Genomic DNA, 12168 nt, shown 5'->3' on the forward strand with positions numbered 1-12168 from the left:
GCCGGGCGCGACAGGATGACCATGGAACGTTCCTTCAAGAAAGAAGTGCAGTCCCTGCGGCTGGGCGACGGCGAAACCTTTCACGGCGAGGGCATTCTCGCCGTCACCAAGGCGCTGCTGCAGTCGGGGGTGTCCTATGTCGGCGGCTACCAGGGCGCGCCCGTGTCGCACCTGCTCGATGTCATGGTGGACGCGGAAGACTATCTCAAGGAACTCGGCGTCCATGTCGAGACCTGCACCAACGAGGCCTCCGCCGCCGCCATGCTCGGCGCCTCGATCAATTACCCGATCCGCGGCGCGGTGACCTGGAAGGCGATCGTCGGCACCAATGTCGCGTCTGACGCCCTCTCCAATCTTGCCTCGCCCGGCGTGATGGGCGGCGCCATGATCATCGTCGGTGAGGATTACGGCGAAGGCGGCGCGGTCATCCAGGAGCGCTCGCACGCCTATGCGCTGAAATCGTCGATCTGGCTGCTCGATCCGCGGCCGGACCTGACCAGCATCGTGCGCATCGTGGAAAAGGGCTTCGAACTCTCGGAAGCAACCCACGCCCCGGTCATGCTGGAGCTTCGCATCCGCGCCTGCCATGTGACCGGCTCGTTTGAAGCCAAGGACAACATCAAGCCGAACGTATCGGAGATTCACCCGACCAGTCCGGCGCCGCACAACTTCGCGCGGCTTTCGCATCCACCGGTCACCTTCGCGCATGAGAAGCTCAAGGTCGAGGAGCGCGTGCCAGCCGCACGCGACTTCATTCAGCGCGAGCGGCTGAACGAGCTGTTCCCGGGCGACCTGAAGGATATCGGCATCATCGTGCAGGGCGGCCTCTATAACGGCACGCTGCGCGCGCTCGAACGGCTTGGCATGGCCGACCTGTTCGGCGAATCCCGCGTGCCGGTGCTCTGCCTCAACGTGACCTATCCCCTGGTGCCGCAGGAGATCCGCTCCTTCTGCGCCGACAAGAAGGCGGTTCTGATCGTCGAGGAAGGCTTTCCCGAATATATCGAGCACATGGTCTCGACCGAGCTTCGTCGCGGTGACGTCCAGACCAGGCTCTACGGCAAGGATGTGCTGCCGCCGGCGGGTGAATACACGCAGGAAGTACTGATGCGCGGCCTCGCGCAGTTCCTGATCGAGGCCAAGCCCGCCAGGCTCGACACCGCGGCGGTCGGCGACCGGCTCAACAAGATGACGGCACATCTGCCGGCGGCGCAGCATTCCTTGCGCGACCTGCCGCCGCGGCCCCCGACCTTCTGCACCGGCTGCCCGGAGCGCCCGGTCTTTTCCGCGCTGAAGCTCACCCAGGCCGAGACCGGCAACCGGCATATTTCGGCCGATATCGGCTGTCACTGCTTCGGCCTGTTTGCGCCATTCAGCATGGGCAACTCCGTGCTCGGTTACGGCATGTCGCTCGCGAGCGCGGCGGCCGTCGGACCGAATGTCAACAAGCGGCCAATCGCGGTGATGGGCGACGGCGGCTTCTGGCACAACGGCCTGATCACGGGCGTCACCTCGAACCTGTTCAACAAGGGCGACGGCCTGCTGATCGTGTTCCAGAACGGCTATACCTCGGCGACCGGCCTGCAATACATGCCCTCGTCCAAGGCCAGCCGCGCCGGAGAAGGACAGACCGCAGATATCGAGCAGACGCTGAAGACCATGGGCGTCAAGTGGATGCGCAAGGTGCGCACCTATTCGGTCGGCAAGATGATGGCGACCATGAAAGAGGCGCTTGCCAGCACCGAGCACGGCCTGAAGGTCATCATCGCCGACGGCGAATGCCAGCTCGCGCGCCAGCGCCGCGTTCGCGCGGAGGATGCCGGCAAACTCACGCGCGGCGAACGGGTGGTACGCACCAAGTTCGGCGTCGATGATGAAATCTGCACCGGCGACCATTCCTGCATCCGCCTGTCGGGCTGCCCGTCGCTGACGGTGAAGCCCTCGCCCGATCCGCTGCGCACCGATCCGGTGGCGAGCGTGATCGAATCCTGCGTCGGCTGCGGTCTGTGCGGCGAGGTCGCGCATGCCGCCGTGCTGTGCCCGTCCTTCTATCGCGCTGAACTCGTGCGAAACGCCACCTGGTGGGATCGCACGCTGTTCAATATCCGCCGCACCGTGATCTCCTGGTTCGCCGGACGTCCGCAGCAGGCAGCCATGCCGCAGGGCGCCATGCCCGCCGCCGCGCGCGAGCAAGTGACGGCAAAGGTGTCCGCATGACCACGCCACAGCGCCCGGTCACCATGCTGATTGCCGCGCTTGGCGGCGAAGGCGGCGGCGTGCTCACCAACTGGATCATGGCGGCAGCGGCCGATCTCGGCCTGCCGGCGCAATCGACCTCGATCCCCGGCGTCGCCCAGCGGACCGGCGGCACCACCTATTATATCGAAATCTATCCGACCCCCTGGCATGAACTGGGGGTGCGCCGTCCGGTGCTGGCGCTCGCCCCCGGCGTGGGCGATATCGATCTTCTGGTGTCGTCGGAATTCATGGAGGCCGGCCGCTGCATCGCCAACGGCTTCTGCACGCCGGACCGCACGCTGCTGATCTCGTCGACCAGCCGCTTCTATGTGATCAACGAGAAGATGGCGCTGGGCGACGGACGCTTCGATGACGCGCGTCTGCTGGATGCGGCCGAGAAAAACTCCAGGTCGCGCATCCTGTTCGACATGGAATCGGTCGCAAAGGAAGCCGGTGCCATGATCAACGCGGTGATGCTCGGCGCCATTGCCGGCTGCGGAAAGCTGCCGATCCCGGTCGAGGCATTCGAACGTGCCATCCGCGCCGAGGGCAAGGCCGCGGAGGCCAACCTGCGCGGCTTCAAGGCCGGCCTCATGGCAGCTCGCACCGAGGCGACCGCAATCCGCCGCGCGACCGAAGGCAAGCGGCGCGAGAAACCGCGCAATGACCTTGTCACGCTGGAGCACGAAATCCGCGAGACCATGCCGCAATCGGCGCAGGACGTGCTGATCGAAGGCGTACGACGTCTCGCGCGCTTTCAGGACGACGATTACGCGCGCCTGCTGCTCGATCGCCTCGCCCCCGTGCGCGACATCGAGGCCCGGATGCACGGCGACGGCAAGCTGTTGCGCGAGACCGCGCGCCACCTCGCGGTACGGATGTCGTTCGAGGATCTGATCCGGGTTGCACAGGCGAAAATCGATCCGGCCCGCATGCAGCGCATCGAGCAGGAACTCGGCGCCCGACACGGCGAACCCTACAGCGTCACCGAATTCCTCAAGCCCGGCATCGAGGAGATGTGCCAGGTGCTGCCGCCGGCACTCGCCCGCCGCATCATCGCGACGGCCGAAAAGCGGGGCTGGCTCGATAAGGTCCATGTCGGCATGTATGTCAGCACCACGTCGGTCACGGGCTATCTGCGCTTCTGGGCGCTGGCGAAGCTGCGGCCGCTGCGCCGCTACATGCATCGCTATGTCGAGGAACAGACCCAGATCGAGGCCTGGCTCGGCATGGTCGAGGCGGCCGCCAGGCACTCGCCGGCGCTGGCGCTCGAAATCGCCGAATGCGCCCGCCTGATCAAGGGCTATGGGTCGACCCACAAGCGCGGAACCCAGAATTTTCAGACCATCGAAACGCGCCTGATCATCCCGGCCCTCAACGGGCAGATCCCGGTGCAGGACGCGATCGACGGCATCGCCAGTGCGCGGACGGCCGCTCTGGTTGATCCGGAGGGCAACTCGCTCGCGAAGTGTCTGGACGAATTCGACGCGCGCCTGTCGTTCCGCATTGCAGCGGAATAGCTCGCATTCGCGGGCGGCATTGTAAGCGGCTGGCCGCTCCGCTAGACGTTTGCGCGGCCACCGATGTCCGCAGGCCAGATGGTCATTCCGCCCTCATCCTGAGAGCGGGCGCAGTCCGCGTCTCGAAGGACGAGGGCGGCCCCATCCTTCGAGACGCATCGCCATAACGCGTCGAAGACGCGCGTAACCACGCTTATTGCGACGCTCCCCAGGATGAGGCCGAACGAACGCAGCAAGAAGGTTGAGGAAACGCCATGCCAGGGCCGTCCGGCGGAAAGCCCAGCAAGTCTGCGCCGATTGCGGCCGAGATCTTCCTCAAGACGCTGTCCGAGCACGGCGTGGATTATTTCTTCTGCAATCCCGGCACCGACTTTCCACCGATCGTCGAAGCCTTCACCCGTGCGCAGGGCAGCAACGCGAAGCTGCCGCAGCCGGTCCTGGTGCCGCACGAGAATCTCGCGGTCGCGATGGCGCATGGCGCGTATCTGATGACCGGACGCCCGCAGGCGGTGATGGTCCATGTCAATGTCGGCACCGGCAACACCATCAACAACATCACCAATGCCGCCCGCGACCGCGCGCCGCTGATCCTCGCCGCCGGCCGCACGCCCTTCACCGAGAAGGGCAGCTTCGGATCGCGCAGCCGCTCGATCCACTGGGCGCAGGAAATGTTCGACCAGGCCGGCATGCTGCGCGAACTGGTAAAGTGGGACTATGAGCTGAAAGTGCCGGAACAGGCCGCCGATGTTGCCGCCCGCGCCTACGAAATGACGATGACGTCGCCCCGGGGGCCGGTCTATCTCGTGCTGCCCCGCGAGCCGCTGGCCGCACCGGTGTCCGAGACGCTGTCGTCAGCGCCGCGCCAGTTGCCGATGCTTGGCCATCCTGATCCGCAGGCCATCGCAACACTCGCCGAGTGGATCGCCAGGGCGCAATCACCGCTGATCATCACCTCCTCGGACGGCGATCCGCGGGCGGTCGCGGCGCTTTCGGCACTCGCGGAAATTTTCGCGATCCCCGTGGTCAACCACAATCCCCGCGTGGTGACGCTGCCATCGAACCATCCGATGCATGCGGGCTACGATTCCGGACCGCTGGTGCCGCAGGCCGACCTCATCATCAACGCCGAATGCGACGTGCCGTGGTATCCGCATCTCGACAAGATGAAGTCCGGCTGCAAGGTCGCGCATATCGGTGAGGACCCCGTCTATCAGCGCTATCCGATGCGCTCGTTCCCGAGCGACCTGTCGCTCGTGTCGCGCTCGGCCGACGCCTACGAGGCGCTGCGCGCGGCACTCGAAAAGCATCGGGCGGGCATGGCTTCCGCAATCGAAGCCCGCCGCGAGGCCGCCGCCGCGCACCGCAAGATCCGCGCCGAGAAGGCGGCAAAGGAAGCGGGCGGTGCGTCCGACAAGATCACGCCGGCCTATCTCAGCCGCTGCATCGGCGAGGCGTTCGGCACCGACGCGGTGATCTTCAACGAATACCCGCTGTCGATCGAGCATTGTCCGCGCGAGAAGGCACAGACTTTCTATTCGGTCGGACCCGCGGGCGGGCTCGGCTGGGGCCTCGGCGCCGCAGTCGGCGCCAAGCTTGCCGCCCCCGAGAAACTGATTGTCGCCACCCTCGGCGACGGAAGCTACATGTTCGGCAACCCGACGGTGAGCCACTGGGTACAGCAAAAGTTCAACCTGCCGATCCTCTCCATCGTGTTCAACAACAGCCGGTATGGCGCCGTGCGCAAGGCTACGCTGTCGATGTTCAAGGACGGCGTCGCTGGCGAGACCGACGGCCGCTTCCTCGCCGATCTCGATCCTTCTCCCCCATTCGATCAATTCGTCACGGCGCAGGGCGGACATGGCGAGCGCGTCGAGCGCCCCGAGGACGTACCGGCTGCGCTGGCGCGGGCGCGCGACGCCGTGCGCTCCGGCAAGCAGGTTCTGCTCAACGTGATCACGCCGTACTGATGCATATTTATCCGCTCGTCCCCGCGAAGGCAGGGACCCAGAAGCCAACAACTGGATTCCCGCCTTCGCGGGAATGAGCGGAGTTCTGGTCTGCCGCCCTCAACGACAATTCGACGTTCGAAAAACCAAGGACCACCGCATGCGCATCGACGCCTTCAACCACTTCTTTCCGAAAGCCTATTTCGACAAGCTGCTGGCGAGCGGCCTGCCGGACATCGGCAAGCGCGCCACCCAGTTGCCGGCGCTGCACGATGTGGATCATCGCCGCAAGATCATCGGCGGCTTCAAGGATTACAAGCAGGTGATCTCGCTGGCCGCGCCGACGCTCGAGCAGGTCTCCAGGGGCGATCCGAAGCTGGCTGTCGAGTTTGCGAAGGTCGGAAACGACGGCATGGCAGAACTCTGCGCGAAATATCCGGACGAGTTTGCGGGCTTTGTTGCACAGACGCCGCTGACCGCACCCGATGCCGGCGTCGCCGAGACCACCCGCGCCATCAACGAACTCGGCGCCTGCGGCACGCAAATCTTCACCAATGTCGAAGGCAAGCCGCTGGATTCACCTGAATTCCGTCCGTTCTTCGCAGCGATGGAAAAGCTCGACAAGCCGATCTGGGTGCATCCATCGCGCGGCGCCAATTTCCCCGACTATTTGAGCGAAAAGAAGTCGCTCTACGAAATCTGGTGGACCTTCGGCTGGGCCTACGAAACCGCGGCGATGATGTCGCGGCTGGTGTTCTCAAAAATGCTGGACGACATGCCGAAGCTGAAGGTGATCGTGCATCACTTCGGCTCGATCGTGCCGACGCTGGAAGGCCGCGTCGGTCCGGGCTGGGATCAGCTCGGCGCGCGCACCTCGGACGAGGATTACGGCGCGCTGCTGAAGAGCCTCAAGAAGAGGCCGCTGGACTATTTCAAGCATGACTTCTATCCCGACACCGCAACTTTCACCTCCGAAGGGGCGATGAAGCTCGGCTTCGGCTTCTTCGACCTCGACAAGGTGATCTTCGCGTCGGACTGCCCGTTCGATCCGGAAAAGGGCACGATGTACATCCGCGAGACGCTGCGCATCCTGGAGGAGTACGGGATGCCGAAGGCCGATCTCGACAAGGTGTATTACAAGAACCTAGAACGGATCACCGGCAAGACATTTGTGAAGTAGAAATTCCGGCCGCAAGAAGCCGATACTTGAAGACTTCGCCGGGCCTGCCCCGGCGATTTCTTTCTCCGGGCGGTGCATCGCTTGTGAACGGCACCGCCAAATCCCATGCCCGCATCGCCCCGTTCTGATAGCGTGCCCGCCATGGATGCCCCGCACAAGCCATCACCGACCGAGGCCGCGCCTGCTGACGCCGGCCGCGTGACTCCGATGATGGAGCAGTTCATCGAGATCAAGGCCGCCAATCCGGATTGCCTGCTGTTCTACCGGATGGGTGATTTCTACGAGCTGTTTTTCGAGGATGCCGAAATCGCCTCGCGCGCACTCGGCATCGTGCTGACCAAACGCGGCAAGCATCTCGGCAACGACATCCCGATGTGCGGCGTGCCGGTCGAGCGCTCCGAAGAATATCTGCACCGGCTGATCGGACTTGGGCACCGGGTCGCGGTTTGCGAGCAGCTCGAGGACCCGGCGGAAGCCAAGAAGCGCGGCGCCAAGAGCGTGGTGCAGCGGGGCGTGGTGCGCCTTGTCACGCCCGGGACCCTCACCGAGGACTCGCTGCTCGATGCCAGGCGCAACAATTTCCTGCTGGCGCTTGCGCGCGCCCGGAGCTCTTCCGACGAAGGACAGGCGCGTTTCGCGCTGGCCTGGATCGATATCTCGACCGGTGAGTTTCGGGTCACGGAAAGCGAAGCGGGCCAGCTCGGGGCGGAGGTTGCCCGCATCGACCCCGGCGAGATCATCGTTTCGGATGCGCTGTACGCGGATGCCGAGATTGCTCCGATCCGGCGCGAATTCGAACATGTGATGCCGCTGACGCGCGACGTGTTCGACGGCGCCACCGCGGAACGCAGGCTCTCTGATTACTTCAGTGTGGCGACGACCGAGAGTTTTGGTCCCTTGTCGCGGCTTGAACTCACCGCGGCCGCGGCCTGCGTTACCTATGTGGAGCGCACCCAATTCGGCCGGCGGCCGCCGCTCTCGCCGCCGCTGCGCGAGAGCGCGGGCACGGCGCTGTCGATCGACGCCGCGACGCGCGCGAATCTCGAACTGATCCGCACAATGTCAGGCGAGCGGCGCGGTTCGCTGCTCGCAGCGATCGACCGCACCGTCACCGCCGCCGGGTCACGCCTGCTCGCGCAAAGACTGGCCGCGCCACTCACCGACTCCGATGCGATCACGCGCAGGCTGGATGCGGTGACGCTGTTTGTGGACGATCCCGGATTGCGAAGCGATATGCGATCGAGCCTGAAAGCTGCGCCCGACCTGGCGCGCGCGCTGTCCCGGCTCGTGGTCGGGCGCGGTGGGCCGCGCGACCTCGCCGCGATCCGCGATGGTCTCGTAACAAGCGCGGAACTGGCGCGACAGCTTTCCGGCTTCAGCGCCCTCCCTCAGGATATTGCCGGTACTGCCGCAGCGCTCGGACGTCCATCCAGAAGACTGCTGAGCGAGTTGTCCGCGGCGCTGGCCGACGAACTCCCTGCCTTCAAACGCGACGGCGGCTTCGTCCGCGACGGCTACGAGAGCGCGCTCGACGAGACCCGTGCGCTGCGCGACCGCTCGCGCAAGGTGATCGCGCAATTGCAGGCGGGATATGCCGACGAGACCGGCATCCGCATTCTCAAAATCCGCCACAACAACGTGCTTGGCTATTTCGTCGAGGTAACGGCGCAGCACGGCGAAAAACTCTTGGCCGCGCCGCTCAATCAGCGCTTCATCCACCGCCAGACGCTCGCCGGTCAGGTGCGTTTCACCACCACCGAACTCGGCGAACTGGAAGCCAGGATCGTCAGCGCGGCGGACCGCGCGCTCGGTCTCGAACTCGAGGTCTTCGAACGGCTCGCCGCGCAGGTGCAGTCAGCAAGTGCGGACATCATGGCCGCCGCGGAGGCGCTCGCTGCACTGGACGCGGCGACCGCACTGGCCGCTCTTGCCGTCGAGCGCGATTACGTGCGGCCTGCGATCGATCGGTCGCTGTGCTTCGTCATCGAGGGTGGCCGTCACCCTGTGGTCGAGCAGTCCCTGAACGAGCCCTTCATCGCCAATGACTGCGACCTGTCGGCCCTGCCCCCTCCCCAATATGCCGTGGACGAAAGAATCGAGGCGGCCGGTCGCATCTGGCTGCTGACCGGTCCGAACATGGCCGGCAAATCCACCTTTCTGCGCCAGAATGCACTGGTCGCGATCCTCGCGCAGATGGGAAGCTTCGTCCCGGCGCGACAGGCCCGGATCGGGATCGTCGACCGGCTGTTCTCGCGCGTCGGCGCCGCCGATGATCTGGCGCGCGGGCGCTCCACCTTCATGGTGGAAATGGTGGAGACCGCCGCGATCCTGAACCAGGCGACCGAGCGATCGCTTGTCATCCTGGACGAGATCGGGCGCGGCACGGCGACCTTCGACGGGCTGTCGATCGCCTGGGCGAGCGTCGAGCACCTGCACGAGGTCAATCGCTGCCGCGCGCTGTTCGCCACGCATTTCCATGAGCTGACCGCGCTGGCGGCAAAACTGCCGCGCATCCACAACGCCACGATGCGGGTCAAGGAATGGCAGGGCGAAGTCGTCTTCCTGCACGAGGTCGTTCCCGGCGCGGCCGACCGCTCCTACGGCATCCAGGTCGCAAAGCTCGCAGGCCTGCCGGCGAGCGTGATCGAGCGTGCGAAGGTGGTGCTGGCCGAGCTTGAGGCGGAGAACCGCGGAAAGCCGCTGCGCGGCTTCGAAGATCTGCCGCTGTTCCAGGCCGCGCGCCCCACATCGAGCCAGCAGGAACGGTCGCCGCTCGATGCGGTAATCACGGCGCTGCAGGCGCTGCACCCGGACGAGATGTCACCACGTGAGGCGATGGAAGCGCTCTATGCGCTGAAAGCGGCGCTGGCGGACAGCAGACGCTGAAGCTTTCAATCCATCGGCAGACGCGCGGCGAACTGCGTGCGCCAGGTCCAGAGCAGCCCGTTCCACAACAACGACGCCATCAACGCGATCAGCAATGCCCACCATTCGCCAAGCGAGGTGGAGAAGAGATAGACCGCCAGAAAGGCCGGAATCAGTCCGAGCATGGGCACCTGTGCATGCGCGATCACATTGGAGGTCGCCGGCCCTCCGATCCGACTGTGCAGGATCACGATGAAGCTCGACAGTGCGATCGGGAAGACCGCGAAAATGCCGGAGGCGAACGCGCCGATCGAATGGCTGGCCGTGGTGACGATGATCACAAAGGCTGCGACGGCGGCCGCGCGCAGCGGGATATCATAGGCCCGTGGCACGATGGCCACTTTCGGAAAGGACTCCGCCCGAATCCGCGCCGTGATCCAGATTGCCGCCATTGCCACGCCGACATTGAGAGCGATCGCGGTCCAGATATTGAAATCGAGTTTCTGCAAGGCGAGCGCGCAGAGGAACCAGACCAGCAACGCGCTGCCGAGACCGAATAGCAGCGAATATCGCCGCGCCAGCATTGCGTAAACCGCGGCAAACGTCACACCCGCGGCGTTGGCGGTAAGACTGCCAAGAGCGGACCGCGAGATGAAATCCGCGGGATGCTCGAAGGTCATGACGATATAGGCTGCGCCGACCGACGTCGGCAGCGAGGCGATCATTGCGCCGACGAAGGGGCCGCCGCGCTCGACGATCAGCGAAGCGCTAACGATGATCGATGCCGTCAGCGCCGCCTTGAGCAGCAACGAGAGCCAGAAAAGTTCCGCGGGAGACATGCGGTTATCGAACCGGAGGTTGGTACGCTGTATCGGAGTCGGGGGCCACAGGCTAGTCCGTCGCGGAGCGAGGCATGCGCTGCGAGTTTCAGTTCGGCGCCAGCACCACGCGGCCCACCACGGCGCCGTCCTTGAGGTCCTGCAAACTCTGGTTCACGGTGTCGAGAGGTCGAACCTGAACCGGCAAGTAAGGCATCGGCCGCTTGCGCAGCAGCGCGATCAGTTCGTTCAGTTCGGGCAAGCTTCCGGTATATGAGCCCTGAAGGGTCATCGCGCGCATAGGGATGTAGGGCGTCGGGATCGTGATCTCGCCGCCAAACAGACCCACCACCACGAGGTGGCCGCCCTTGGTCAGAAGATCGGTGCCGAGCTTCACTGTCGGACCCGAGCCGACAAAATCGACCACCGCCCAGATCCGGTCGTTTACGATCGCCCGGATTTGAGCGGCGGCATCGGCGGCCTTGCCGTCGACGACCGCGAGCGCACCCGCCTGCATTGCGGCTTCGCGTTTCCTCGGATCGATGTCGACCACGATCGCCCCCCGCGCTTCCATTGCGCGCAGGATCGCAAGCGCCATCAGCCCCACGCCGCCCGCGCCGATCACCACGACCGGCTCGCGCTTCAGAAGTTCACCGAACTTCTTCAGTGCGCCATATGCGGTTACGCCGGAACACGCCAGTGGCGCCGCCTGTTCGCGCGCAACGTCGCCATAATCAACCAGGTAACGCGGATGCGGCACCATCAGGTGATCACTGAACCCTCCCGGACGGAAGGCTCCGACAAATCCCGGCTTCAGGCACAATTGCTCGTCGCCGCGAGCACACACGGCGCAGGTTCCGCAGCCGATCCAGGGATAGACCAGCCGCTCGTCACCGACTTGGACGCCTCGCGCCTCCGGACCAACCGCCACCACGCGCCCGACATTCTCGTGTCCAAGTGTGAGCGGCAGTTTCAGGCCGCGGTCGGCCAGGCGCATCACCTGACCGCCGCCGATGTCGTAGACGCCTTCCCAGAAATGGATGTCGCTGTGGCAGATGCCGGCCGCCGTCACCCTCAGCAGCACCTCGGTTCCAGCAGGTTCCGGTGTGGTATCCTCGCGCAATTGCAACGGCGCGCCACACTCGCAGACTTGGTAGGATATCATCGTTGCTTCCTCCCCGGGCCGGCCAGCTTAGCCGGTTTTCCGGATTGTGATCAGCCGTCGAAAGGGCCGCATTCCATATCACCCGGGCTGCGCGGGACGCATTAAAGTTCGTCAATTGACGCGCATCAGGCCGTGACAGCGCTCAAGCGCTCCGCTATCCCCATCCGACATGCTATCGCCCAACCAGACATCCCGCACCGCGAGCGAGATTTTCGACGCCGACGCCGCAGCCCATGAACTGGAGGCGCTGGCCGCGGCCTATTCCGGGCGCGAAAGCGAAATGCGCACGGCGGTGGCGCAGTTCATGAAAGGCGAGCTTTCTCGCGGGCGCGAAAAGGCCGAGCAGCTCCTGCTAAAGGATCGGCATGGACGCCGCTGCGCTGAACGGCTTTGCGCGATGCAGGATGAGGTGATCCGCGTCCTGTTCGAATTTGCC

General features: G+C 64.9%; 8 protein-coding genes. 6 read left to right on the forward strand and 2 right to left on the reverse strand.

Annotation, left to right across the window (positions count from 1 at the left end):
* Positions 1-15 precede the first annotated feature (15 nt).
* The 5 genes from AB7F49_RS22845 to mutS all read left to right on the forward strand — a co-directional run bounded on the left by AB7F49_RS22845 (position 16) and on the right by mutS (position 9770).
* Entirely contained in the window at positions 16-2217 is a 2202-nt protein-coding gene (locus AB7F49_RS22845) for a thiamine pyrophosphate-dependent enzyme (RefSeq protein WP_428526611.1), read from the forward strand.
* Positions 2214-3758 carry an indolepyruvate oxidoreductase subunit beta family protein gene (locus tag AB7F49_RS22850; RefSeq protein WP_428526613.1) on the forward strand — a complete coding sequence of 515 codons (1545 nt, stop codon included), beginning with the start codon at positions 2214-2216 and terminating at the stop codon, positions 3756-3758. Before AB7F49_RS22845 ends, AB7F49_RS22850 begins: the two co-directional genes overlap by 4 nt.
* A gap of 254 nt (positions 3759-4012) precedes the next feature.
* Positions 4013-5725: a thiamine pyrophosphate-requiring protein gene (locus AB7F49_RS22855; RefSeq protein WP_428526615.1), complete on the forward strand. Its 1713-nt coding sequence runs from the start codon at positions 4013-4015 to the stop codon at positions 5723-5725.
* Positions 5726-5864: 139 nt separating this feature from the next.
* Positions 5865-6884 (forward strand): amidohydrolase family protein, encoded by a 1020-nt coding sequence (locus AB7F49_RS22860; protein ID WP_428526617.1) that lies wholly within the window; start codon positions 5865-5867, stop codon positions 6882-6884.
* Positions 6885-6989: 105 nt separating this feature from the next.
* Complete coding sequence (gene mutS, locus AB7F49_RS22865; RefSeq protein ID WP_428526619.1) at positions 6990-9770, forward strand: DNA mismatch repair protein MutS; 2781 nt, start codon at positions 6990-6992, stop codon at positions 9768-9770.
* 5 nt (positions 9771-9775) lie between these two features.
* On the opposite strand, the gene AB7F49_RS22870 is transcribed toward mutS, so the two are convergent.
* Both AB7F49_RS22870 and AB7F49_RS22875 read right to left on the reverse strand, forming a co-directional pair.
* On the reverse strand, positions 9776-10588 hold the full coding sequence (locus tag AB7F49_RS22870; protein ID WP_428526621.1) for a hypothetical protein: 813 nt from the start codon (positions 10586-10588) through the stop codon (positions 9776-9778).
* Between the two features lie 88 nt (positions 10589-10676).
* The gene (locus AB7F49_RS22875; protein WP_428526623.1) at positions 10677-11732 is read right to left on the reverse strand and encodes an alcohol dehydrogenase; all 1056 of its coding nucleotides are present in this window, start codon (positions 11730-11732) and stop codon (positions 10677-10679) included.
* A gap of 169 nt (positions 11733-11901) precedes the next feature.
* Here AB7F49_RS22875 and AB7F49_RS22880 point away from each other — a divergent pair.
* A partial coding sequence (locus AB7F49_RS22880; protein WP_428526625.1) for a hypothetical protein occupies positions 11902-12168 on the forward strand: 267 nt, incomplete at its 3' end.

The sequence above is a fragment of the Pseudorhodoplanes sp. genome (assembly GCF_050250235.1).
GTDB lineage: Bacteria > Pseudomonadota > Alphaproteobacteria > Rhizobiales > Xanthobacteraceae > Pseudorhodoplanes.

Excerpts from the sequence above, each read along its gene's own strand:
- mutS (WP_428526619.1), top strand. The coding sequence starts at position 6,990 with ATGCCCGCATCGCCCCGTTCTGATAGCGTGCCCGCCATGGATGCCCCG.
- AB7F49_RS22850 (WP_428526613.1), top strand. The coding sequence starts at position 2,214 with ATGACCACGCCACAGCGCCCGGTCACCATGCTGATTGCCGCGCTTGGC.
- AB7F49_RS22870 (WP_428526621.1), bottom strand. The coding sequence starts at position 10,588 with ATGTCTCCCGCGGAACTTTTCTGGCTCTCGTTGCTGCTCAAGGCGGCG.
- AB7F49_RS22875 (WP_428526623.1), bottom strand. The coding sequence starts at position 11,732 with ATGATATCCTACCAAGTCTGCGAGTGTGGCGCGCCGTTGCAATTGCGC.
- AB7F49_RS22845 (WP_428526611.1), top strand. The coding sequence starts at position 16 with ATGACCATGGAACGTTCCTTCAAGAAAGAAGTGCAGTCCCTGCGGCTG.
- AB7F49_RS22860 (WP_428526617.1), top strand. The coding sequence starts at position 5,865 with ATGCGCATCGACGCCTTCAACCACTTCTTTCCGAAAGCCTATTTCGAC.
- AB7F49_RS22855 (WP_428526615.1), top strand. The coding sequence starts at position 4,013 with ATGCCAGGGCCGTCCGGCGGAAAGCCCAGCAAGTCTGCGCCGATTGCG.